This is a genomic window from Propioniciclava sp. MC1595 (assembly GCF_017569205.1).
GTDB lineage: Bacteria > Actinomycetota > Actinomycetes > Propionibacteriales > Propionibacteriaceae > Propioniciclava.
This window is the reverse complement of sequence record NZ_CP071870.1, coordinates 2,592,979-2,617,244: the sequence shown is the minus strand read 5'-3', so window position 1 is coordinate 2,617,244 and position 24,266 is coordinate 2,592,979. Positions and strand designations below refer to the sequence as shown.

Here is a 24,266-nt window from a genome sequence, read left to right as displayed (position 1 = left end):
AGGATGGTCCGTGGTCGGGCGGGGGCCCGGGCGAGGAGGAGCACGCGTGGCGACGGTGGCCGAATGGGTCGAGGGGGCGCGCCTGCGCACCCTCCCGGCGGCGCTGGCGCCGGTGGTCGTGGGGTCCGCGGTCGCGTTGCACCTCGGGCAGGCCGACTGGCTGCGTGCGGCCCTCGCGGGGGTCGTGGCGCTCGCCCTCCAGGTGGGGGTCAACTACGCCAACGACTACTCCGACGGGGTGCGCGGCACCGACGCCGAACGCGTGGGGCCCATGCGTCTGGTCGGGTCCGGGGCGGCGACCCCGAAGGCGGTCAGGCTCGCGGCGTTCGCATCCTTCGGTATCGCCGCGGTGGCCGGCCTGGCGCTGGTCGTGCTGACCGGCCAGTGGTGGCTGCTCGCGGTCGGCGTGGCCTGCATCCTCGCCGGGTGGTACTACACCGGCGGACGCCGTCCCTACGGCTACGCGGGCCTCGGTGAGTTCTTCGTCTTCGTCTTCTTCGGGCTGGTCGCCACCGTGGGCACGACGTACGTCCAGACCCTGTCCGTCCCCGCGCCCGCCGTCTGGGGCGGCGTGGCGACCGGGGCCCTGGCGTCCGCGATCCTGGTCGCCAACAACCTGCGTGACCGGGCCGGCGACGCCGAGTCGGGCAAGCGCACCCTCGCCGTGCGGCTGGGTGACCGCGGGACCCGGTGGTTCTACGTCGCGCTCGTCGGCTTGGGCGCGCTCGGCATCGTGCTGCTCGCCGCGGGCACGACCTGGTGGGCGGCGCTGGGCCTGCTGGGGCTCATCGTCCTCGTCGGTCCGGTCGCCCGGGTGCTGCAGGGCGCGCGCGGCCCCGAGCTGATCCGGGTGCTCAAGGTGACCGGCATCGCCGAGGTGCTGGCGGCCGTGGGCGTGCTGGTGGGCACGGTGATCGGCTGATGGAGGGTCACTTCCGCACGTTCTCGGGGCCGATGGTCGTCATCACCGGCCTCGTCGCCGTCGGGTGGTTCGTGCTGGGCGCCCTGTCGTTCGTCGGCCTCTCCCGCCCCGCGGGCCTGCTGCTCGGCGCGGCAGGGGTGCTCGGCGGGCTCGTGACGGCGTGGCTCGCCCTGTCCCTGCGCGTGCGCCACGACGACGCCGGCATCGTGCTGCCGCGCCTCGGCCACGTGCCGTGGGAGCAGGTGCACGCGGTCGAGGTACAGCCGGGCCTGGTCTCGGTGCCCTATGTCGTGGTGCGCCAGGGGCGCGCCCTGGCCGACGTCGCCCTCGACGGGCTGGCCTGGTTCGGCGGGCCCGACGGGTATGCCCGCGGGCTGGCCGAGCAGGTGGCCGCGGCCGCGGGCCTCGACCGCGTCGCGGTCCGGCCTCCACGCGGCGGGTCGGCCGGGCGCCGGGCCGCGTAGCTCAGGCCTGCTCGCGCAGCCACCGGCGCAGGTGCCAGGTGGCGCGCACGTCGTCCTCGTTGTACTCCAGCACCCGCACGCGGGCCAGCTCGCGCACCCGCTCGTCGGGGTCGCCGACGGCCTCGGCGAACCAGCTCTGGGAGTTCAGGCCGCCCGGGTCCTCGTCGCGCCAGGCGAACCCCGTCACCGCGGCCGTGACCACCTTCAGTCCCAGCCCGTTGGCGCCGAAGTAGTTGCGCCGCACCACCTCGAACAGGTCGACGAACCCGTCGGCCGCCCAGGTGGTCGCCCAGGTGCCGACCTCGCCGAGCCGCTGGGCCAGCCGGTTCAGCCGGATCACCTCGTAGTCGGAGTAGTGGTAGACCGCCGCGTCGCGCCCGGCCACCACCTGGCGCAGCCAGCCCAGGGCGCGCCGGGCGAGGTCCAGCTCGGCGGCGTCGTCGAGGTCGGCGAAGGTCGCGAACTGCCGGCCGTAGGGCTCGCCGCGGGACGGGTCGTCGACCCAGAACCCCCACAGGTACACCCGGTCGTCGGAGGAGGTCTCGATGTCGACGTCGATCTCGAGGTCGTGGCGGGGCAGGTCCAGCGGGCCCTGCGTCTGGCGCTCGAGCTGGACGCCGGCGTCCATGAGGGTGGCCCGGCGGTACGCCCGCCGCAGCCGCTCCTCGCTGCCGAGCCGGTGGCTGGCGCGGGGGAGGTACTGCTCGAGCAGGTCGTCGAGGTCGGCGTGGGCGAGCTCGGCCACCGTCGAGATGCCGAGGCGGCGCAGGGTGCGCACCTCGTGGACGTCGAGCGGGGCCTTGGTGATGCGCAGGGACAGGTCGTCGGCGTCCAGTTGCGCCTGGCAGTGCTCCTGCCACACGCACCCGCGGCACTCGCTGGACAGGATCGGGGTGAGCAGCTGGTCCTGCCCCGAGGAGGCCAGCGCCGCCTGGGCGAGCTCGACGCGGTAGCGGTGCTCGTCGTCGTAGCGGGCCAGCGTGCTGACGGGCTCGGCGTCCTCGGGCCGGTCGAGGTGGCGCGGGTCGGGCGGCACGCGCTCCTGGCCGAGGTTCAGCCAGGTGATCACCTGCTCGACCTGCCCGGGGTGCTCGGGGTCGAGGGCGATCTTGTCGATGCCGACGAGGCCGGCCCACGGGATGCGCGCGGCGTACCCGCACGCCTCGAGCAGGCGCCAGTAGTGGGCCATCTGCAGCGCCGCGTTCAGGCGGCTGCCCCAGCGGAAGCGCCGTCCGGTGACCATGACCGGCCGCCGGGGGGTGGTGAGGGACGCCACGTCGAGCGGCTCACCGTCGGGGTCGGCCTCCAGGACGCGGTGGAGCTTCACCTGGACGGGGTGGTAGCCGCCGCCCTCGCCGCGCGAGCGCACCAGCAGGGACGGCCGGCCGCGGCGGTGCGAGACCTCGTCCTTGGGCAGCAGGCCGGCGATGACCACGTCGGCGCCGGACGCCAGCGCCTCGAGGCAGGCCGCCTCGGCGTCCGCGCTCGGGCCCTCGCGCAGCGGACGCAGGTCGACCACCCGGCCCGGGCCGCCGAGGACCGCCGCCATGACCTCGGCCTCGATGGCGTCGGCGTCACGGAAGAACGGCGGGTCGGGGCGCTCGAGGCTGGGCGCGACGAGGTTGGGGGTGAACAGGTTCACCGTCTTGAGCGGGCAGCTGCGGGCGGCGTAGGCGTCCAGGGTGAACGACATCGGTGGCTCCGTGGGGGTCAGGCGACCGCCCGGTGCAGGGCCACGATGCCGCCGGTGAGGTTCTTCCACTCGACGTCGTGCCAGCCCGCCTCGCGGATGAGGCCGGCCAGGGTCGCCTGGTCGGGCCACGCGTTGATCGACTCGGCCAGGTAGTTGTAGGCCGGGTTGTTGGTGGACAGCACGCGGGCGATCGCGGGCAGCACGCGCGGGATGTACTCGCGGTACAGGGTGCGGAACGGGCCCCACGTGGGCGTGGAGAACTCGGCCACGACGAGGACGCCGCCCGGCGCGGTGACGCGGCGCATCTCGGTGAGGGCGGCGAGGGTGTCCTCGATGTTGCGCAGGCCGTAGCTGATCGTGACGGCGTCGAAGGTGTCGTCGGCGAAGGGGAGCTCGAGGGCGTCGGCGTTCACGAAGCCCAGGTCGGGCTGGCGCTTCTTGCCCTCGGTCACCATGCCGAGGCTCAGGTCGGCGGGCACCACGAGGGCGCCCGCGTCGGCGAAGGTGCGCGAGGAGGTGCCGGTGCCGGCCGCGAGGTCGAGGATGCGCTGGCCCGGGCGGGGGTCGACCGCGCGCAGCGTCTCGGCGCGCCACGCGCGCACCAGTCCGCCGGTCATGGCGTCGTTCATCAGGTCATACCGGCCGGCCACGCCGTCGAACATGGCGGCCACATCCGCGCGGCGCTTGGCGAGCGTGGCGCGGGCATCGAACTTCTGCACCTGATGATCCTGCCATGCTTGAGGACATGGCGTCCCGCGCACCGGTCCTCACCGCGACCAGCATCTCCAAGTCCTTCGGCCCCGCCCGCATCGTGCACGACTTCTCGTTGTCGGTGCGCGCAGGCGAGGCCGTGGCCCTGACCGGGCGCAACGGTGCCGGCAAGTCGACGATCCTGCGCATGCTGGTCGGCGCGGTGCGTCCCGACGAGGGCCGCGTCGAGTTCGAGGGCACCCGGATGAGCGAGACCAACGCCACCATCCGCAAGGGCATGGCCTCGGTCATCGACGACCTCGACTTCTTCCCCGACCTCTCGGTCGTGGAGCACCTGGACCTGCTCGCCCGCGCCCACGGCGTCCCCGACCCCGAGTCGATCGTCGACGAGGTGCTCGAGGAGGTGCAGCTCGTCCCGCAGTCGGGCCAGCTGCCCGGCACGCTGTCGTCGGGCCAGCGGCGCCGCCTCGCGCTGGGCACGGCGTTCGTGCGCCCGCGCCGCCTGCTGGTGCTGGACGAGCCCGAGCAGCGCCTCGACGTCGAGGGCGTCGCGTGGCTCGCCGCCCGGCTGGCCGAGGAGCGCAAGCGGGGGCTGGCCATCGTGTTCGCCTCCCACGAGCCGTACCTGGTCGGGCAGGTGGCCACCCGCATCGTGCAGGTCGGTCCGCCGACCCCGGACGCCGACGCCGCGGCCGAGCCGGGGGCCGGGGTGGAGGCCTGATGGCCCGCGCGCGCCGCAAGGGCGCCAAGCAGCAGCACCAGCCCGAACCGCAGGTGGTCGCGCCCCAGCCCGTGGTGGTGCCGACCGACCCCTACGCCGAGTACGCCGACCGTGAGTGGGACTTCGCCTGGCTGCCCGAGGAGGAGCCCGAGGTCGTCGACGAGCGGGCCCTGCACGCGCTGGTGAAGTCCTGGCGCCACGGCCGCGCCACCCGGTCGATCCTCGACGTGCTCCAGGACGCGTACATCGCGATCTTCAGCGTCGCCATGATCGGTGCGATGGTCATCAACGTCATCGTGGGGAGCCAGACGCAGTCGGCGTCGTGTGACACCGCGGCGTGCCTCAACGGGCGCCTGCTGGTGCCATGGGGCACCTTCTTCGCGATCGCCGCGCTGGCGGTGTCGACCGCCCGCCTGTTCGGTCCGGTGCTGGCCTCGGCCGCCGAGGGCTTCTGGCTCATGGAGGCGCCGATCGGGCGAAAGCGCATCCTGCGCGGGCGCCTGTGGGCCGTCGTGCTCGGGGCCCTCGTGGTCGCGGGGCTGGTGTCCGCCGGCATCGCGGGCATCGCCGGAGAACCGCTGTGGGTCGTGGGGGCGTGGGCCGCGGCGTCCGGCCTGGTGGCCTCGGGACTGGTCGCCTGGTCGGCCTGGGAGCAGTCGTTCGAGCGGGTGAAGGCCCTGCGGGTCGCCCAGGCGGTCCTGGCCGCGCTGGCGGCGGTCGTGCTCGGCACGATGGTCGCCGTCGCCGCGGGCTGGCTGCACATCGAGCCGCCGGCCTGGGTGCGCGTGGTGCCGTGGGCCCTGGCCGGCCTGGGCCTGCTGATGACGGTCTTCTTCACCGTCGGTGCCCACCGCCGCCTGGACCGCTTCGCGCGCACCCGCCTGACCTCCGGTGGCTCGCTGGTCTCGGGGCTGCAGGGCGCGATGTTCGGCCTCGACCTGGGCCTGGCCCGCGACATCCTGGTCGACCGCGAGGCGATCGAGCGGGGCCACGTGAAGCCGGTGCCGGGGCGTGGACTCGGCGCGCAGGCGCTCGTGTGGCGCGACGTCCAGCGGCTGAAGCGCTTCCCGCGGCCGCTGATCGGGCTGGCCGGTGCCGTGCTGGCGCCGTACGCCTCCGACGCGATCGGGCTGGCGCTGCTGACCCCCCTCCTGTCGGCGGTCGCCCTGATGTTCGCCCTCGTGCCCACGCTGGGGGCGCTGCGCGTGCTCTCGCGCTCGAGCGGACTGGCCCGGGCGCTGCCCTTCACGACCGCGCAACTGCGCACGGCCACGTTCGCCGTGCCGGCGGTGCTGGCGCTGGTGTGGTCGTTGGCGACGATCCCGGCGTTCCTGGGCGTCACGGGAGGCCTGCAGCGCTCACCGCTGGCGGCCGTGACGGTCGCCCTGGCCTGTGGTGTCGCCGGGCTCGCCGCCGCGATCCGGTGGCAGACCGCCAAGCCGGTGAACTTCGCGGTGCCGATGATGGCCACCGGCGCGGGCGCGGTGCCGCCCACGTTGGTGTTCAACCTGCTGCGCGGCTTCGACGTCGCCGCCCTCGTGAGCGCTCCGGTGCTGCTCAACGCCGACCCGATCTGGTCGCTGGCCATCGGTGTGGTCGTGCTGGTCATCCTCCGGACGGGCTTCAACCTGGAGGAGATGTCCGAGCAGGCCAAGGAGCAGCAGAAGCTCCTCGACGCCGAGAAGGCCGCGCGGGCCCGGTAAGGGGTTGGGTGCCCCTCGCCACCACCCCAACCCACCATTTCCGCAACTGTTTCGTTTCGGATATCACGTCCATAACATGCTGCTGACTACGGGTGACACGAGGGCGGCCGCTAAATGGCGCTTGTCTGATGACTTCCCTAGACTGACCCGGAGTCGGGCACCGCGTGGTGCCCTGAGGAGGGGTGTGATTCGATGACCGAGCAGCGCGCGGCGCAGTCGGTGGTCGAATCCGACGTCATCGTCGTCGGCGCGGGCCCGGGCGGTTCGACCGCCGCGAAGTGGCTCGCCGACCGGGGCCTCCAGGTCACGCTCCTGGAGAAGGCCACCTTCCCCCGCGACAAGGTCTGCGGCGACGGGCTCACCCCGCGCGCGACCAAGCAGCTCGTGCGCCTCGGCGTCGACGTCTCCGAGGAGGCGGGCTGGGTGCACAACCACGGCCTGCGCACCTACGGCGGCCACCCCGAGCCCTTCGAGTTCCGCTGGCCCGAGCTGGCCGAGTTCCCCAACTACGGCCTCACCCGCCGGCGCGGCGACTTCGACGAGATGCTCGCCCGCCTCGCCGTGGACGCCGGGGCCACCCTCCACGAGGGCGCGAACGTCTCCGACCCGATCATCGACGAGCGCACCGACCGCATCGTCGGCGTCCGGACGAAGGCGGGGGTCGAGTACCGCGCGCCGATCACCATCGCCGCCGACGGCAACTCCAGCCGCCTGGCCATCGCGATGGGCCTGGAGAAGAACCGCAAGCGCCCGATGGGCGTCGCGGCGCGCGCCTACTTCACCAGCCCGGCCCGCACCCACGACGACCTCATGGAAAGCCACCTCGAGCTGTGGGACGGCAAGCCGGGGGAGTCCAACCTCCTCCCGGGCTACGCGTGGCTGTTCGCCCTCGGCGACGGCACCGTGAACTTCGGCCTCGGCACGGTCTCCAGCTCGGCGGCGTCGGCGAAGATGAACTTCCGCGACCTGATGTGGAAGGTCCTCGCGAACTTCCCGGCCGAGTGGGGCCTCACGCAGGAGAACATGGTCGGCACGATCGGTTCGGCCGCCCTCCCGATGAGTTTCAACCGCAAGCCCGCCTACCACCGCGGGCTGGTCCTGGTCGGCGACTCCGCCGGCATGGTGAGCCCCTTCAACGGCGAGGGCATCCCGTACGCGATGGAGGCCGCCGACATGGCCGCCGACGCCATCGCCGACGCCCGCAGCAGGGGTTTCGGGACGCCCGGCGCCGAGAAGGCCCTCCACGGCTACCGCACCCGCCTCGAGGACGAGTGGGGTGGCTACTTCAGGCTCGGTCAAGTCTTCGTGTCGCTTATCGAGCGTCCCGAGATCATGCGGCTCTGTACGCGATACGGTTTGCCCAGGCCGACTCTGATGAAGTTCACGATGAAGCTGCTGGCCCATCTGTACGACACCAAGGACGGTGACTGGATGGACAAGACCATCACGTCGTTGACGAGGGTGGTGCCGTCGGCATGACGTACTACCAGAAGGGAAGGGTGCGATGAGCCCCTACGTTCCGATCCTTGGGGTGCTGTTCTTCTCGGCCATCCTCCTGGCCGTCATGATCGTGGCCTCGCTGGTCATCGGCCCGAAGACGTACAACAAGGTGAAGTACATGCCGTATGAGTGCGGCATCGACCCGACCCCCAGGGCCGCCGGCGGTGGGCGCTTCCCGGTGAAGTACTACATCACCGCGATGATGTTCCTCGTCTTCGACGTCGAGATCGCCTTCCTCTACCCCTGGGTGGTGGCGTTCGACCAGCTGAGCATGTTCGCCGTGCTCTCCATGATCGTGTTCCTCCTGCTGCTGTGCATCGCGTACTACTACGAGTACAAGCGCGGCGGCATGGAGTGGGACTGAGCCGGTAGGAAAGGGAATCTGAAATGGGTATCGAAGACGCACTCCCCGAGTCGGGAATCCTGACCACCACGATCGAGGGCATCGCCGGCTGGATGCGCCGCGCCTCGATCATGCCGGCCACCTTCGGCCTGGCCTGCTGCGCCATCGAGATGATGGCGTTCGGCTGCGCCCGGTACGACGCCGACCGCTGGGGCCAGGTCGCCTTCCGCGCCTCGCCCCGCCACGCCGACCTGCTGATCATCTCGGGCCGCGTGAGCCAGAAGATGGCCCCGGTCATGCGGCAGGTCTACGACCAGATGCCGAACCCGAAGTGGGTCATGGCGATGGGCGTGTGCGCCAGCTCCGGCGGCATGTTCAACAACTACGCCATCGTCCAGGGTGGCGACCACATCGTCCCCGTCGACGTGTACGTGCCCGGCTGCCCGCCGCGTCCGGACATGTTCATCGACGGGATGTTCAAGCTGCGTGAGATCGTGCTCCGCGACCCGATGGGCGCCCACCGCGCCAAGGTTCTGGAGGACCTGGAGGAGCTCCAGCTCGCCGCGACCCCCACGCTCGAGATGAAGGGCCTCATGCGATGAGCGACGAGAAGCTCCCCGGCGAGGAGAAGACGATCGACGGCGACGTCGTCCCCAACCCCGACTCGGCCCCCGTGGCCGGCCTCGAGCGCGAGGACGTCGAGCCCAGCCCGCCCGTGACCCGGTCGGGCATGTGGTCCGAGGGTTCGCCCGACACCTCCGGCTACGGCGGCATCGTCCGCGAGTACCTGCCCGTGCAGTCGTCCGCGCGTCCGCTGGACGACGCGAACGAGCGCCTCCTCACCCGCTTGGAGGGTCTGGTCGACGGCGCGATCTCCCGCGTCCTGTTCGACCGCGGCGAGCTGACGATCTTCGTCCCCCGCGAGAAGCTGGTCGAGGTCGTCCGCGCCCTGCGCGACGACGCCCACCTGCGTTTCGAGGGCTGCATGAGCGTCTCCGGCGTCCACTACCCGTCCGACGCCGGCGCCGAACTGCACGTGGTCTACCACCTGCTCTCCTACACCCACAACCGCCGCGTGCGGCTCGAGGTGACCGCTCCGGACGCCGACCCGCACGTCCCCAGCGTCGTCCCCACCTACCCGGCCGCCGACTGGCACGAGCGGGAGACGTGGGACATGTTCGGCGTCATCTTCGACGGGCACCCGGCCCTGACCCGCATCCTCATGCCGGATGACTGGGTGGGCCACCCGCAGCGCAAGGACTACCCCCTCGGCGGCATCCCCGTCGAGTACAAGGGCGCCGTTGTGCCGCCCCCGGACCAGCGGAGGGAATACCGGTGAGCCAGGACCACGACTACTACGCCCAGGGATCCGAGGCGACCACGGGCACGGTCTACATGCCCATGGGCGGCGACTGGGCCGACATCCAGCAGGAGCAGGCCGAGCGCGGTGACGAGACCCTCGTCATCAACATGGGCCCGCAGCACCCCGCGACCCACGGCGTCCTCCGCCTGATCCTGGAGACCGAGGGCGAGACGGTGAAGAGCGTCCGCCCGGGCATCGGCTTCCTGCACACGGGCATCGAGAAGAACATGGAGTTCCGCAACTGGGCCCAGGGTTCGGCGTTCGTGACCCGCATGGACTACGTCGCCCCGATCTTCAACGAGGTGGCCTACTGCCTCTCCGTCGAGCGCCTGCTCGGCATCGAGGACAAGATCCCCGAGCGCGCCACGCAGATTCGCGTGCTGATGATGGAGCTCAACCGCATCAGCAACCACCTCGTCGCCATCGGCACCACGGGCAACGAGCTGGGCGCCACCTCGGTGATGATGGCCGGCTTCCGCGAGCGCGAGATGATCCTCGACTTCTTCGAGGCCGTCAGCGGCGTCCGCATGAACCACGCCTACATCCGCCCCGGCGGCGTGGCGGTCGACCTGCCCGAGAACGGCATCACCGACCTGCGCAACCTGATCAGCTGGCTGAAGAAGCACCTCCCGGAGCTGGCCCTCCTGATCAAGGAGAACCCGATCTTCAAGGGCCGCACCATCGACGTCGGCGTCCAGGACCTGGCGGCGTGCATGGCGATGGGCGTCACCGGCCCGCTGCTGCGCTCGGCCGGCTACGGCTGGGACCTCCGCAAGACCCAGCCCTATTGCGGCTACGAGACCTACGACTTCGACGTGCCCGTCGAGGACACGGCCGACTGCTACGGCCGCTACCTCGTGCGCTACAACGAGATGTGGGAGTCGCTGAAGATCGTCGAGCAGGTCGCCGATCGCCTCGAGCAGTCCGTCGGCCAGCCGGTGATGTACACCGACGCCAAGATCAGCACGCCGGCCGACCTCAAGGTGGGGCCCGACGGCCAGGGCAACAGCCACGAGCACATCAAGCACATCATGGGTGAGTCCATGGAGGCGCTGATCCACCACTTCAAGGTCGTCACGGAGGGCTTCCGCGTCCCGGCGGGGCAGGCCTACGTGCCGATCGAGGGGCCCAAGGGCGAGATCGGCTGCCACATCGTCTCCGATGGTGGCACCCGGCCGTACCGCGCGCACATGCGGGACCCAGGGTTCAACCACCTGCAGTCCGTGCCCCTGCAGTGCGAGGGCGGCATGATCTCCGACGTGATCATGGCCCTGGCTTCGATCGACCCCGTCATGGGAGGTGTTGACCGGTGAGCGGTCACGAGTTCCAGTCGTTCTTCCCCGAGTCGGGGGGCGTCGACCTCACCGACCAGGCGACGAACATCACCGACGAGACCATCGAGGAGATGCGCCAACTCGCGGCCCGCTACCCGCAGGCCCGGTCGGCGCTGCTCCCGATGCTCCACCTGGTGCAGTCGGTCGACGGCCGCGTGTCCCCGCGCGGCATCGAGGCCTGCGCCGAGGTGCTGGGCATCTCCGCGGCCCAGGTGTCCGGTGTGGCGACCTTCTACACGATGTACAAGCGTCGCCCGGCGGGCAAGCACCACGTCGGCGTCTGCGTCACTGCGCTCTGCGCCGTGATGGGTGGCGACGCGCTCATGGAGCACGTCGAGGACAAGCTGGGCATCCACCCCGGTGAGACCACCGCCGACGGCACCTTCAGCCTCGAGGCCGTCGAGTGCAACGCCGCCTGCGACTTCGCCCCGGTGATGATGGTCAACTGGGAGTTCATGGACAACATGGACCCCGAGAAGGCCGACCGCCTGCTGGACGACCTGGCCGCCGGCAAGCCGGTGGAGTCGACCCGTGGCGCCACCATCACCAGCTGGAAGGAGGCCGAGCGGGTCATCGCCGGCTTCCCCGACGGCCGTGCCGACGAGGGTCCCGCCGCCGGCGGTGCCTCGCTGGTGGGCCTCAGGATCGCCAACGAGCGTGGCTGGACGGCCCCGGACGTCCCGGCCCCGGTGAGCGAGGAGGAGAAGTGACGGACACCCTCACCCCGGTCCTCTCGGCCAACTGGGCCGACGAGCGTTCCTGGAAGATCACCAACTACGAGCGCCGCGGCGGCTACCAGGCCCTGCGCAAGGCGCTGAAGATGACCCCCGACGAGGTCATCAACGAGGTCAAGGACGCCGGCCTGCGTGGCCGTGGCGGCGCGGGCTTCCCGACGGGCATGAAGTGGAGCTTCGTCCCGCAGGACAACCCCAACCCCAAGTACCTCGTGGTCAACGCCGACGAGTCCGAGCCGGGCACCTGCAAGGACATCCCGCTCATGATGGCCAACCCGCACGCGCTGGTCGAGGGCGTCATCATCAGCGCCTACGCGATCCGCTCGCACTTCGCCTTCATCTACATCCGTGGCGAGGTCCTGCACGTGATCCGCCGCCTCCAGCAGGCGGTGCGCGAGGCCTACTCGGCCGGCTACCTGGGGAAGAACATCCTGGGCACCGGCCACGACCTCGAGCTCGTCGTGCACGCCGGCGCCGGAGCCTACATCTGCGGCGAGGAGACCGCGCTCCTCGACTCCCTCGAGGGACGCCGTGGGCAGCCGCGCCTGCGCCCGCCGTTCCCGGCCGTCGCGGGCCTGTACGCGTCCCCGACCGTCGTGAACAACGTCGAGTCGATCGCGTCCGTCCCGGCCATCATCGCCAACGGGGCCGCCTGGTTCTCGTCGATGGGGACCGAGAAGAGCAAGGGCCACGGCATCTTCTCCCTCTCGGGCCACGTGGCCAACCCGGGCCAGTTCGAGGCGCCGATGGGCATCACGCTGCGCCAGCTCATCGAGCTGGCCGGCGGCATGCGCAACGGGCACGAGCTGAAGTTCTTCACCCCCGGTGGCAGCTCGACCCAGATCCTCACCAAGGACGCCCTCGACATGCCGCTCGACTTCGAGGCCGTCGCGGCTGCGGGGTCGCTGCTCGGCACCCGCGCCCTGCAGATCTTCGACGAGACCACCTCGGTGGTGCGCACGACGCTGCGCTGGATCGAGTTCTACAAGCACGAGTCCTGTGGCAAGTGCACGCCGTGCCGCGAGGGCAACTGGTGGCTCGTGCAGATGCTGAAGAAGTTCGAGGCCGGGCAGGCCCAGGAGGGCGACATCGAGAAGATGCTCGACGTCGCCGAGAACATCGGTGGCCGGTCGTTCTGCGCCCTGGCCGACGGTGCCGTCGCCTGCGTGACCTCGGCGGTGAAGGAGTTCCGCTCCGAGTTCGAGGCCGGCTACACCACGCCCGCCTGGGAGCTGTTCCCCTACGCCAAGAGCGCCCTGTTCCCCGTCAAGACCGCTGGAGGCCACGCATGAGCGTCGACGCCAAGGCTGGAGCCGTCGAGAAGAGCGACCTGATCTCGGTGTTCATCGACGGCACCGAGGTGCAGGTGCCCAAGGGCACCCTCGCCATCCGTGCCGCGGAGATGATCGGCATCGACATCCCGCGGTTCTGCGACCACCCGCTGCTCGACCCGGTCGGCGCCTGCCGCCAGTGCATGGTCGAGGTCCCCGACATGGGCAACGGGCGCGGCATGCCGAAGCCGCAGGCGTCCTGCACGCTCGAGGTCGCGCCGAACATGCAGATCCAGACGCAGGTGAGCTCGCCGGTCGCCGAGAAGGCCCAGAAGGGCATGCTCGAGTTCCTGCTGATCAACCACCCGCTCGACTGCCCCATCTGCGACAAGGGCGGCGAGTGCCCCTTGCAGAACCAGGCCCTGAGCCACGGCTACGCCGAGTCGCGCTACGACGGGGTCAAGCGCACCTTCCCCAAGCCGGTGTCGGTGTCCGCGCAGATCCTGCTCGACCGCGAGCGCTGCGTGCTGTGCGCGCGCTGCACCCGCTTCTCCGAGCAGATCTCCGGTGACCCGTTCATCGCCCTGGTCGAGCGCGGTGCGCTGCAGCAGGTCGGCATCTACGCCGACGACCCGTACGACAGCTACTTCTCCGGCAACGTCGTCCAGATCTGCCCGGTGGGCGCGCTGACCAGCGCCGACTACCGCTTCCAGGCCCGTCCGTTCGACCTCGTGTCGACGCCGGTCACCTGTGAGATCTGCGCCGCCGGCTGCCAGCTGCGCTCCGACCACCGCCACTTCCAGGTCAAGCGTCGCCTCGCCGGCAACGCCCCCGAGGTGAACGAGGAGTGGAACTGCGACCGCGGTCGCTTCGCCTTCCGCTCCGGCCGCCAGGCCGACCGGGTCACGACCCCGCTGGTCCGCGACGGCGACGTCCTGCGCCCCGCGTCCTGGCCCGAGGCCATCGACGCCGCGGTGGCGGGCCTCAAGGCCGCCGGCAGCAGCGTCGGCGTCCTGACCGGTGGACGCCTCACGCTCGAGAACGCCTACGGTTACGCCAAGTTCGCCCGCGCCGTGCTCGGGACGAACAACGTGGACTTCCGGGCCCGCGAGCACTCCGTGGAGGAGGGCCAGTTCCTCGCCCACGCCGTGGCCGGCAAGCGCCTCGGCGACGGCGTCACCTACGCCGACCTCGAGCAGGCCAAGCAGGTCATCTGCGTGGACTTCGAGCCCGAGGAGGAGAGCCCGATCGTCTTCCTGCGCCTGCGCAAGGCGGCGCGCAAGAAGGGCCTCAAGGTCGTCGCGGTGGCCCCGTACCTGACCAACGGCCAGGCCAAGCTGTCCGCCCACCTCGTCCCGACCGTGCCCGGCACGGAGGCCGAGGTCGTGGCCAAGTTGGACGCCGACGCCACCACGATCGTCCTCGTGGGCGAGCGTGCCGCCGGGTCGCGCGCGACGCTGTCCGCGCTGGTGGACCTCACCCGCCGCACCGGGGCACGCCTGGCCTGGGTGCCGCGGCGTGCGGGTGACCGGGGCGCCATCGAGGCCGGCTGCCTGCCGAACCTGCTGCCCGGTGGCCGCCTGGTCACCGACGCCGGTGCCCGCGTCGACGTGGGTGCCGCGTGGGGCGTCTCCTCGCTGCCCGCGACGCCGGGCCTCGACGCCGGGGCGATGCTGTACGCCGCCGCGAACGGCGACCTGGCCGCCCTGGTCGTGTCCGGCGTCCAGCCGACCGACTTCGCCGACGCCGTCGCCGCGCGCGAGGGCATCGAGCGGGCCGGCTTCGTCCTGAGCCTCGAGACCCGCGTCTCCGAGGTCACCGAGCGCGCCGACGTGGTGCTGCCGGTCGGCCTGCTGGAGGAGCAGGCCGGCACGTTCCTGAACTGGGAGCACCGCGAGGGCCGGGTCAACCGCGTCGACAAGGCGCACGGTTCCCCGATGACCGACCTGCGCGCGCTGGCGATGCTCGCCGACGCGCTGGGTTCGGACCTCGGCGTCCGCACCGCGAAGGCCGCCAAGGCCGAGTTCGACGAGCTCGGCATCTGGGACGGCGAGCGCGCGGCGGCCCCGAACGAGGACCTGCCGGTTGCCCCCGCGGGCGAGGGCCTGGTCCTGGCCTCGTGGCGCCTGCTGATCGACGGCTCGGCCGCCAACGACGGCGCGGACGCGCTCAAGGCGACCGCCAAGCCGCTGGTCGCGCGCCTCAGCCCGGCCACGGCGTCCGGTCTCGGCCTCACCGAGGGCGACGACGTCACGATCACCGCGGGTGGCGGACAGGTGACCCTGCCGCTGTTCGTGGAGGACTCCATGGTCGACGGGGTCGTGTGGATCCCCGGCAACCGTCTGGGTGAGGGGCTCGGGGAGCTCCGCGTCACGGCGGGCCAGACCGTTACTGTCACCGGAGGTGCGGCATGACCCCTGAACCCTTCGTCATGAACGATCCGTGGTGGATCGTCGCGATCAAGGCCATCGGCATCGTGATCCTGGTGCTGACCTGGCAGATCATCAACGTGTGGTTCGAGCGCCGAGTGCTGGGCAAGATGCAGCAGCGCAAGGGCCCGATCATGAACGGCCCGTTCGGCCTGGGGCAGACCTTGGGTGACGGCCTGAAGTTCCTCCTCAAGGAGGACTTCGCCCCCGGCATGGTGGACAGGGTCCTGTACACCCTGGCCCCGGTCATCGCCGGTGTGTCGGCCTTCACCGCCTGGTCGGTGATCCCGATGGGTGGCCAGGTGACCATGTTCGGGGTGGAGACCCGCCTGCAGGTCGCCGACCTCCCGGTCTCCGCGCTCGTGCTGCTCGCCGCCGCCTCGACCGCCGTCTACGGCTTCGTGCTGGCCGGCTACTCGTCGCAGTCGCCCTACTCGCTGCTCGGCTCGATGCGCTCCAGCGCGCAGATGATCAGCTACGAGATCTCGATGGGCCTGTCCTACGTCGCGGTGTTCCTCTACGCCGGCTCGATGTCGACCGGCCAGATCGTCGAGGCGCAGGGCCTGCCGCTCTTCGGCGCGAACCCGCTCGGCCTGCAGCAATGGTACTGGCTGCTCCTGCTGCCGTCGTTCGTGATCTACGTGATCTCGATGCTGGGCGAGTCCAACCGCGTGCCGTTCGACCTCCCCGAGTGTGAGTCCGAGCTGGTCTCGGGCCACATCACCGAGTACACCGGCTTCCGGTACGCGATCTTCTACCTCACCGAGTACATCAACATGACGACGCTGTCGGCTGTCGTCACCACGCTGTTCCTCGGTGGCTACAAGGCCATCTGGCCGCTGGGCTTCATCATCCCCGACACCGGCTGGTGGGGACTGCTCTGGTTCGTGATCAAGGTCCAGCTGATGATCTTCTTCTTCGTCTGGGTGCGCGCGTCGCTGCCGCGCTTCCGGTACGACCAGTTCATGAACCTGGGTTGGAAGTGGCTCATCCCGATCTCGCTGGCCTGGGTCATGGTCATCGCGCTGCTGCGCGGCCTGACGAACCACGGCCTGCTCCAGGGCCCGATGCTCTGGATCATCATCGGCGTCGTCTTCGCCCTCCTGCTCGCCGTCATGTTCCTCGGCGGTGGCAACGGCAAGGTGGACGGCATGGCCGACGTGGACGAGCCCTTCGACGCCTTCGCCGGCGGCTACCCGGTGCCCCCGATGCCCGGCCAGACGCTGCCCGAGCTCGCCGATGTGGTCCACGGCACGACCGAGACCGACGACAGGAAGGACGTGGAGTGATGGGCCTGTTCGATGGCTGGGCCGGCTTCGGCGTCACGTTCCGGACGATGTTCCGGAAGACCTTCACGCAGGGCTACCCCGAGAAGGGGCAGGAGAAGATCACGGCTCCGCGCTTCCACGGCCGCCACCAGCTGAACCGCTGGCCCGACGGCCTGGAGAAGTGCGTGGGCTGCGAGCTGTGCGCCTGGGCGTGCCCCGCCGACGCGATCTACGTGGAGGGCGCCTCGAACACCGAGGAGGCCCGCTACTCGCCCGGCGAGCGGTACGGCTCGGTGTACCAGATCAACTACCTGCGGTGCATCCTCTGCGGCATGTGCATCGAGGCGTGCCCGACGCGCGCGCTGACGATGACCAACGACTTCAAGCTGGCCGACCTGACCCGCGAGAAGATGATCTACACCAAGGACCGCCTCCTGGCCCCGCTGCTGCCGGGCATGGAGGAGCCGCCCCACCCGCGGCGCCTGGGCAACGACGAGAAGGACTACTTCCTCGGCCTGCCGCCCACCGGCGTCCCGGACACGCGCACCGGCCCCGCCGAGACCGAGGAGGTCGCCTCGTGAACACCCTGCTCGTTCCCCTCGTCACCGGGGCGGAGGTGACGTTCTGGGTGGTGGCCCCGCTCACCATCCTCGGTGCCCTCGGTCTGGTGCTGAGCCGGCGCGCCGTGTACGCGGCCCTGTCGGTGGCGGTCACGATGATGGGCCTCGCCGCCCTGTACGCGTCGCTGGACGCCCCGTTCCTGGCGATGGTGCAGATCATCGTCTACACCGGCGCGGTGCTGATGATGTTCCTGTTCGTCCTCATGATGGTCGGCATCACCACGCCCGACTCGACGGTCGAGACGCTGAAGGGCCAGCGCCCGCTGGCGATCCTCGGCGGGATCGGCATCCTGGCCTTCCTGTTCTTCGCCATCGGCGGCGCACTCCACACGGAGCCGGCCACGGTGGCCGCGGCGAACAGCGAGTTCGGGGGCAACGTCGAGGGGCTGGCCAACCTGCTCTTCGGTCGCTACGTCTTCGTGTTCGAGCTCTCGGCCGCCCTGCTCATCGTGGCCGCCGTCGGCGCGATGCTGCTGGCGCACGGCCAGCGGGTCCGCCCGCGCAAGGGCCAGCCCGAGCTCGCCGCCGACCGCATGTACGCCTACAAGACCAAGGGCGAGCACCCCGGCTCGCTGCCCAACTCGGGCGTGTACGCGGGCAGCAACGCCATCGGCGTCGGTGCCCTGCTCCCGGACGGCACGGTGTCGGAGAAGTCGATCAGCCAGACGCTCGTCATGCGCGGCGCCACGATCGACCCCGCCCCGCTCACGCAGGTCACCGGCAGCACCTTCGCGGCCATCGAGGCCGTGCGCGACGAGGACGAGGAGGACTGATCACCGTGATGAACCCGGAGAACTACCTCTTCCTGGCCGCCATCCTGTTCGTCATCGGCGCCATCGGCGTGATGCTGCGCCGCAACGCGCTCGTCGCGTTCCTCTGCGTGGAGCTGATGCTGAACGCCTGCAACCTGGCGTTCGTGGCCGGTGCCCACATCACCGGAACCCTCGACGGTCAGACCACGGCCTTCTTCGTGATGGTCGTGGCCGCAGCCGAGGTCGTGGTGGGTCTGGCCATCATCGTCTCGATCTACAAGACGCGCCGCTCGACCTCGGTCGACGACGCCAACCTGCTGAAGCTCTGAGGTGGGCGACGTGATCCTTCTCGAAACCATCGCCGAACCGGTCGCCGCGACCGGGATGTTCACCTGGGCGTGGACGATGATCGCCGTCCCGGCGGTCGTGGCCGGCCTCCTCCTGCTGGCGGGCAAGTTGTCCGACGCGTGGGGTCACCTGGTCGCCACCGCGGCGGTGTTCTGGTCGTTCGCGATCGCGGTGTGCCTGTTCGCCGAGCAGCTGTTGGCCCCGGCCACCGAGCGCGCGGTGTCGGCCCCCGTGTACACGTGGTTCACCGTGGGGGAGTGGAGCTTCCAGGTCGGCCTCCTGGTCGACCAGCTCTCGATCCTCTTCGCGATGCTGATCACCGGCGTGGGTGGCCTCATCCACGTCTACTCGATCGGCTACATGAGCCATGACCCGCGCCGCCGCCGGTTCTTCGCCTACCTGAACCTGTTCGTGGCCGCCATGCTCTTGCTGGTGCTCGCCGACAACTACCTGATCCTCTTCGTGGGTTGGGAGGGCGTGGGCCTCGCATCGATGCTGCTGATCTCGTTCTGGCAGCACAAGCCGTCCGCCGCCGCCGCAGGCACCAAGGCCTTCGTCATGAACCGCGTCGGTGACCTCGGCATGCTGATGGCGATCAGCACCATGCTCGCCATGTTCGGCAGCTCCAAGTTCACCGAGGTGAACGCGGGCGCCGCCGGCACCGAGCCGCTGTGGGCCACCCTCATCGGCCTGTTCCTGCTCCTGGGCGCGTGCGGCAAGTCCGCGCAGGTCCCGCTGCAGGCCTGGCTCCTGGACGCCATGGAGGGCCCGACCCCGGTGTCGGCGCTCATCCACGCCGCCACGATGGTCACCGCCGGTGTCTACCTGGTCGTCCGTAGCCACGCCCTGTTCGAGGCCGCGCCCACCGCCCAGATGGCCGTCGTGGTCGTCGCCACGGTGACGCTGCTCGCCGGGGCCTGGATCGGTACGAGCCAGGACGACATCAAGAAGGTGCTCGCCGGTTCGACGATGTCGCAGATCGGCTACATGATGCTCGCCGCGGGCATCGGGCCGGCCGGCTACGCGTTCGCGATCTTCCACCTGCTCACGCACGGCTTCTTCAAGGCCAACATGTTCCTCGGCGCCGGTTCTGTCATGCACGGCATGAACGACGACGTGGACATGCGCCACTACGGCGCGCTGAGCAAGGTCATGAAGGTGACGTTCCTGACGTTCGCCATGGGCTACCTGGCGATCATCGGGTTCCCGTTCTTCTCGGGCTACTTCTCCAAGGACCACATCATCGAGGCCGCCTTCGCCGACAACACCTTCATCGGTGTGTGCGCGCTGATCGGCGCCGGCATCACCGCGTTCTACATGACGCGCCTGATGCTGATGACGTTCTTCGGCGAGAAGCGTTGGCAGCCCGGGGTCCACCCGCACGAGTCGCCGAAGGTGATGACGATCCCGCTGATCATCCTCGCCGCCCTGTCGATCGTGTCCGGCATCGTGATGAACTTCTGGATCCAGGAGTGGCTGGCCCCCGCGGTGGGCAACCACCCGCACGAGCTCAGCCTCGTCCCGACCCCGGTCGGTTGGATGACGATGGCCGTCGTGGCCCTCGGCGTGGTGGCCGCCTGGCTGGTCTTCGGCCGCGGCTCCATCCCGGTGACCGCCCCGGCGACCAACAACCCGATCACGCTGGCCGGACGCAACGTCCTGTTCGGCGACCAGGTCAACGACTTCCTGTTCGTGACCCCGGCGACCGCGATGGCCACGGCCGTCGACACCACGGACGCCAAGGGCATCGACCGGATGGTCGACGGCGGTGCGCAGGCCTTCGGTGGCCTGTCCACGCAGATGCGCCGCCTGCAGACCGGGTACGCCCGCAGCTACGCCCTCACCATGGTGCTGGGAGCACTGGTCGTGGGTGCCGTTCTGATCCTCACCCAGCTGGGTTGAGGGAGGAGTTGACATGACATTCCCCTGGTTGACCTTCCTCGGCCTGCTGCCGCTGATCGGCGGTGTGCTGCTGCTCCTGCCGATGGGCAAGGGTGCGGCGCGGGCGCTCGGCCTGGTCTTCACCGGCATCACGCTGGCCGTGGCGATCACCGTCGCGGTGCTCCACGCCGGCGGCACCGACCTCGCGGTCCAGGTGCCCTGGATCCGCGCGTTCGGCGCCTGGTGGGCCCTCGACGTCGACGGCATGGGCATCGCGATGGTGCTGATGACGGCGATCCTGACCCCGCTGGTCCTGATCGCGGAGTGGGAGCCCCCGGCCAACCGCTGGAGCGCGCAGGCGTTCTTCGCGCTGGTGCTGATCCTCGAGGGCCTCTCGCTGTTCGTCTTCATGGCCAACGACGTCCTGCTGTTCTACCTCTTCTTCGAGGCGACGCTGATCCCGACGTACTTCCTGATCGTCGGCTTCGGCGGCGTGCGGCGCAGCTACGCGGCGGTCAAGTTCCTGCTGTTCAGCCTCGCCGGTGGTCTCATCATGCTGGCGTCGGTCGTCGGTGTGTACGTCGTGGGCGCCGCCCAGGGCGTGCCCTCCTACCTCGTGCCCGACCTGGCCGCGATCCGCTTCGACGGTGACCTCGGCCGCTGGCTCATGCTGGGCTTCCTGATCGCGTTCATCATCAAGGCGCCCATGGTCCCGCTGCACACGTGGCTGCCGGACGCCGCCGAGAACGCGACCCCGGGCACCTCGACCCTGCTGGTCGGCGTGCTCGACAAGATCGGCACCTTCGGGATGATCAAGTTCTGCCTGGGCCTGTTCCCCGAGGCGTCCCTGTGGATCACCCCGTTCATGGTGTGGTTCGCGGTCGTCTCGATCATCTGGGGTGCCCTGGGTGCCATCGGCAGCCGCAACCTGCTGCGCCTGGTGTCCTACACCTCGGTCAGCCACTTCGGGTTCATGGTGCTGGGCATCTACGCCTTCACCACCGCCTCGATGAGCGGCTCGATCCTCTACATGCTCAACCACGGCTTCTCGACCGCCGCCATGTTCCTCGTCGTGGGCTTCATGGCCAAGCGCACCGGCAGCTACGACATCGCCGCGTACGGCGGCGTCCAGAAGGTGGCCCCGGTCACCGCGGGCGTCCTGCTGGTCTCGGGCCTGTCGGTCCTGTCGCTGCCGGGCCTCGGGCCGTTCGTGAGCGAGTTCATGGTGATCGCCGGCACGTGGAGCCGCTACCCGATCGTGACCGCGGTCTCGATCATCGGTGTCGTGCTCGCCGCCGTGTACGTGCTCCGCATGTACCAGCGCACGATGACCGGCCCGATCAGCGAGGCCACCGCCGCCCAGTTCACCGGTCGCGACCTGACCGGCGTCGAGAAGGCGGTCATGGTCCCGATCATCGGAATCCTGCTGTTCCTCGGGTTCGTCCCGCAGCCCGCCGTGCAGCTCGTTGAGCCCACCGCCAAGGCGACCCTGGCCTACGTCGGTACCACCGACCCGGCCCCGGTCGTGAAGGGAGCCAAGTGATGTCGACGTTCCTCATGCCGGTCCTGGAGATGGCGGCGCCCACGCTTGAGTGGCGCGCGCTGGCCCCGGTCCTGCTCGTCTTCGCGGCGGCGTGCGTCGGTATCCTGCTCGAGGCCGTCCTGCCCCGGGCGTACCGTTTCCTCGCCCAGATGACCCTGGTGTTCGCCACCGTCGTGGTGTCGATCGCCTTCCTGGTCATCAACTGGCGCGGCCAGTACGGCGGCAGCATGGCGATGGGTTCGCTCATGCTCGACGGCCCGACCTACTTCATGTGGGGCGCGCTGCTGGTCTTCGGCACCCTGGCGTTCATGGTGTTCTCCGAGCGCCAGCTCAACGGCGGTGTGACCGCGTTCGCGGCCTCCGCCGCGTCGGTGCCCGGCTCCCTCGAGGAGTCGGACGCCACGGCCGCCCGCTACGAGCACACCGAGGTCTTCCCGCTGGGCCTGTTCGCCCTCGGCGGCATGATGGTCTTCCTGGCCTCGGCCGACCTGATCGTCATGTTCGTGGCCCTCGAGGTCTTCTCGCTGCCGCTCTACCTGCTCTCCGGCATGGCGCGTCGTCGCCGCCTGCTGAGCCAGGAGGCCGCGCTGAAGTACTTCCTGCTGGGTGCCTTCAGCTCGGGCTTCTTCCTCTTCGGCATCGCGATGCTGTACGTGTTCAGCGGCTCGCTCGACCTGCGCGGCATCCACGAGGCCATCGCGGCCAACGCGGGGAGCAACGGCCTGGTGCTGGTCGGCCTGGCGTTCCTCGCCATCGGCCTGCTGTTCAAGGTCGGCGTCGTGCCGTTCCACAGCTGGACGCCCGACGTCTACATGGGTGCCCCGACCCCGGTCACCGGCTTCATGGCCATCGCCACGAAGCTCGCCGCCGTCGGCGCCACCATGCGCGTGTTCTACGTCGCCCTCGACGGCGAGCGCTGGACCTGGCAGCCGCTGTTCGCGGTGCTCGCGGTCCTCACCATGGTCGTGGGCATCATCGGCGCCCTCACCCAGACCGACATCAAGCGCCTGCTGGCCTACAGCTCCATCGCCCACGCGGGCTTCATCCTCGTGGCGATCGTCGGCGCGACGCAGGTCGTCCCGGCGGGCCAGGGCACCTCGGCCTCCGCGATCATGTTCTACCTCGCGGCCTACGGTTTCGCCACGGTCGGCGCCTTCGCCATCGTGACGATGGTCCGCAACGCGGCCGGTGAGGAGAACACCATCGCCGGGTGGTCCGGCCTGGCGGCCAAGAACCCGTGGGTGGCCGGCCTGTTCTCGCTGTTCATGCTGAGCTTCGCGGGCATCCCGCTCACCGGTGGCTTCATCGGCAAGTGGGCCGTGTTCACGGCGGCATGGCGCGGCGGCTACTGGTGGCTCGTGGTCGTGGCCGTCCTGGCCAGCCTCGTCGCGGTGTACTTCTACCTCCGCGTGATCGTGGTCATGTTCGGCGGCACGGCGGCCAAGGGCGTCTACGTCGGCAACGCGAGCGCGTGGACGTGGATCCCCGTGGTCATCGGCGCGGTCGCCACCGTCTGGCTGGGCCTCGTGCCCGACCAGGTCATGCAGCTCGCCACCTTCGCAGGCGGCTTCCTGCGGTGACCTCGCTCAACGTCGACGTCGATCCGGCGTTCGAGGCGGTCGTGCGCGACCGCCTCGACGCTGTTGAGACCCGCCTCAAGGACACCGCGGCCGCCCAGACCGCCTTCACCACCGACGCCGCCCAGCACCTGCTGGCGGCCGGGGGGAAGCGGTTCCGGCCGCTGCTGGTCGTCCTGGCCTCCCAGCTCTACCCGGGCGCCGAGGCGTCCGCCATCGACCGTGCGGCGGTCGTCATGGAACTCACCCACGTCGCCAGCCTGTACCACGACGACGTCATGGACGAGGCCGAGATGCGCCGCGGCGTCCCCTCGGCCAACAGCCGGTGGGACAACACCGTCGCCATCATGGTCGGCGACTTCCTGTTCTCCCGCGCGTCCTCCACGGTCGCGACCCTGGGCACCGACTACGTGCTGCTGCAGGCCGAGACGTTCGCCCGCCTCGTGCAGGGCCAGATCGCCGAGACCCGCGGCCCCGGCGCCGAGGACGACCCGCTCGAGCACTACCTCGAGGTGGTCGCCGACAAGACCGGGTCGCTGATCGCGGCGTCCACGGTGTTCGGCGGCATGGTCTGCGGCGCCCCGCAGGAGGTGCTGGACGCCCTGGCCGCCTACGGCGAGGAGATCGGCGTCGTCTTCCAGCTGAGCGACGACCTGATCGACATCGCGTCCGACACGTCGGGCAAGACGCCGGGCACCGACCTGCGGGAGGGCGTCCCGACGCTGCCCGTGCTGATGCTGCGTGCGTCGGCCGGCGCCGACGACGCGCGCCTGCTTGAGCTGACGTCGCGGCCGATCACCGACGAGGACGAGGTCGCCGAGGCGCTCGCCGCCCTGCGCGCCCACCCGGTGCTGGAGGAGGCCCGCGCCGAGGTCGAGCGCCGGGCCGAGGTGGCCCGCGGCTACCTGTCCCGCCTGCCCGAGGGGCCCGCCCGCGACGCACTGTCGGCCCTCTGCGACCAGGTGGTCTCCCGCTCCCACTGAGCCGCCGTGACATTTCCGGGTGGCAGGACCCCAAGGATCCTTGGGGTCCTGCCACCCGGAAATGTCACGGGAACCGTCACACGCCCCGACGCGCTAGCTTGGGCGC

General features: G+C 70.4%; 22 protein-coding genes. 20 read left to right on the top strand and 2 right to left on the bottom strand.

Going from position 1 to position 24,266, the window contains the following annotated elements; translation table 11 throughout:
* Positions 1–46: 46 nt before the first annotated feature.
* On the top strand, positions 47–922 hold the full coding sequence (locus J4N02_RS12650) for a 1,4-dihydroxy-2-naphthoate polyprenyltransferase (protein WP_188332909.1): 876 nt from the start codon (positions 47–49) through the stop codon (positions 920–922).
* A complete protein-coding gene (locus J4N02_RS12645; protein WP_188332908.1) occupies positions 922–1,386 on the top strand; it encodes a hypothetical protein in 465 nt (154 codons plus the stop codon). Before J4N02_RS12650 ends, J4N02_RS12645 begins: the two co-directional genes overlap by 1 nt.
* 1 nt (position 1,387) lies before the next feature.
* Here the strand turns inward: J4N02_RS12645 and J4N02_RS12640 are convergent, their stop codons facing one another.
* Positions 1,388–3,079, bottom strand: a complete 1,692-nt coding sequence (locus J4N02_RS12640) for a TM0106 family RecB-like putative nuclease (protein ID WP_188332907.1) — start codon at positions 3,077–3,079, stop codon at positions 1,388–1,390.
* A gap of 17 nt (positions 3,080–3,096) precedes the next feature.
* Complete coding sequence (locus J4N02_RS12635; protein ID WP_260519432.1) at positions 3,097–3,798, bottom strand: demethylmenaquinone methyltransferase; 702 nt, start codon at positions 3,796–3,798, stop codon at positions 3,097–3,099.
* Positions 3,799–3,824: 26 nt separating this feature from the next.
* Between J4N02_RS12635 and J4N02_RS12630 the strand changes: the two genes are divergently transcribed.
* The 18 genes from J4N02_RS12630 to J4N02_RS12545 all read left to right on the top strand — a co-directional run bounded on the left by J4N02_RS12630 (position 3,825) and on the right by J4N02_RS12545 (position 24,160).
* A complete protein-coding gene (locus tag J4N02_RS12630; protein ID WP_188333006.1) occupies positions 3,825–4,511 on the top strand; it encodes an ABC transporter ATP-binding protein in 687 nt (228 codons plus the stop codon).
* The gene (locus J4N02_RS12625) at positions 4,511–6,214 is read left to right on the top strand and encodes a DUF6297 family protein (RefSeq protein WP_188332906.1); all 1,704 of its coding nucleotides are present in this window, start codon (positions 4,511–4,513) and stop codon (positions 6,212–6,214) included. Before J4N02_RS12630 ends, J4N02_RS12625 begins: the two co-directional genes overlap by 1 nt.
* A 192-nt stretch (positions 6,215–6,406) precedes the next feature.
* Entirely contained in the window at positions 6,407–7,693 is a 1,287-nt protein-coding gene (locus J4N02_RS12620; protein WP_182815473.1) for a geranylgeranyl reductase family protein, read from the top strand.
* Between the two features lie 25 nt (positions 7,694–7,718).
* On the top strand, positions 7,719–8,078 hold the full coding sequence (locus tag J4N02_RS12615) for an NADH-quinone oxidoreductase subunit A (protein WP_182815475.1): 360 nt from the start codon (positions 7,719–7,721) through the stop codon (positions 8,076–8,078).
* 23 nt (positions 8,079–8,101) lie between these two features.
* Complete coding sequence (locus J4N02_RS12610) at positions 8,102–8,659, top strand: NADH-quinone oxidoreductase subunit B (protein ID WP_182815477.1); 558 nt, start codon at positions 8,102–8,104, stop codon at positions 8,657–8,659.
* The gene (locus J4N02_RS12605) at positions 8,656–9,396 is read left to right on the top strand and encodes an NADH-quinone oxidoreductase subunit C (protein WP_188332905.1); all 741 of its coding nucleotides are present in this window, start codon (positions 8,656–8,658) and stop codon (positions 9,394–9,396) included. Before J4N02_RS12610 ends, J4N02_RS12605 begins: the two co-directional genes overlap by 4 nt.
* A gap of 56 nt (positions 9,397–9,452) precedes the next feature.
* Complete coding sequence (locus J4N02_RS12600; protein WP_188333005.1) at positions 9,453–10,733, top strand: NADH-quinone oxidoreductase subunit D; 1,281 nt, start codon at positions 9,453–9,455, stop codon at positions 10,731–10,733.
* The gene (gene nuoE / locus J4N02_RS12595) at positions 10,730–11,464 is read left to right on the top strand and encodes an NADH-quinone oxidoreductase subunit NuoE (RefSeq protein WP_188332904.1); all 735 of its coding nucleotides are present in this window, start codon (positions 10,730–10,732) and stop codon (positions 11,462–11,464) included. The genes J4N02_RS12600 and nuoE overlap by 4 nt, the downstream gene beginning before the upstream one ends.
* A complete protein-coding gene (gene nuoF / locus J4N02_RS12590; protein ID WP_182815483.1) occupies positions 11,461–12,780 on the top strand; it encodes an NADH-quinone oxidoreductase subunit NuoF in 1,320 nt (439 codons plus the stop codon). Before nuoE ends, nuoF begins: the two co-directional genes overlap by 4 nt.
* Positions 12,777–15,173 carry an NADH-quinone oxidoreductase subunit G gene (locus J4N02_RS12585; protein ID WP_188332903.1) on the top strand — a complete coding sequence of 799 codons (2,397 nt, stop codon included), beginning with the start codon at positions 12,777–12,779 and terminating at the stop codon, positions 15,171–15,173. Before nuoF ends, J4N02_RS12585 begins: the two co-directional genes overlap by 4 nt.
* On the top strand, positions 15,170–16,477 hold the full coding sequence (nuoH, locus tag J4N02_RS12580; RefSeq protein WP_188332902.1) for an NADH-quinone oxidoreductase subunit NuoH: 1,308 nt from the start codon (positions 15,170–15,172) through the stop codon (positions 16,475–16,477). Before J4N02_RS12585 ends, nuoH begins: the two co-directional genes overlap by 4 nt.
* Complete coding sequence (gene nuoI, locus J4N02_RS12575) at positions 16,477–17,037, top strand: NADH-quinone oxidoreductase subunit NuoI (protein WP_182815489.1); 561 nt, start codon at positions 16,477–16,479, stop codon at positions 17,035–17,037. Before nuoH ends, nuoI begins: the two co-directional genes overlap by 1 nt.
* Complete coding sequence (locus J4N02_RS12570; RefSeq protein ID WP_182815491.1) at positions 17,034–17,849, top strand: NADH-quinone oxidoreductase subunit J; 816 nt, start codon at positions 17,034–17,036, stop codon at positions 17,847–17,849. Before nuoI ends, J4N02_RS12570 begins: the two co-directional genes overlap by 4 nt.
* An 8-nt stretch (positions 17,850–17,857) precedes the next feature.
* Positions 17,858–18,157: an NADH-quinone oxidoreductase subunit NuoK gene (nuoK, locus tag J4N02_RS12565; protein WP_188333004.1), complete on the top strand. Its 300-nt coding sequence runs from the start codon at positions 17,858–17,860 to the stop codon at positions 18,155–18,157.
* A gap of 55 nt (positions 18,158–18,212) precedes the next feature.
* Positions 18,213–20,078, top strand: coding sequence for an NADH-quinone oxidoreductase subunit L (nuoL, locus tag J4N02_RS12560; RefSeq protein ID WP_188333003.1), 1,866 nt, complete (start codon positions 18,213–18,215; stop codon positions 20,076–20,078).
* Between the two features lie 13 nt (positions 20,079–20,091).
* Entirely contained in the window at positions 20,092–21,600 is a 1,509-nt protein-coding gene (locus J4N02_RS12555) for an NADH-quinone oxidoreductase subunit M (RefSeq protein ID WP_182815493.1), read from the top strand.
* Positions 21,600–23,180 (top strand): NADH-quinone oxidoreductase subunit NuoN, encoded by a 1,581-nt coding sequence (gene nuoN, locus J4N02_RS12550; protein WP_223202224.1) that lies wholly within the window; start codon positions 21,600–21,602, stop codon positions 23,178–23,180. The genes J4N02_RS12555 and nuoN overlap by 1 nt, the downstream gene beginning before the upstream one ends.
* Positions 23,177–24,160: a polyprenyl synthetase family protein gene (locus J4N02_RS12545; protein ID WP_375539337.1), complete on the top strand. Its 984-nt coding sequence runs from the start codon at positions 23,177–23,179 to the stop codon at positions 24,158–24,160. Before nuoN ends, J4N02_RS12545 begins: the two co-directional genes overlap by 4 nt.
* Positions 24,161–24,266 lie beyond the last annotated feature (106 nt).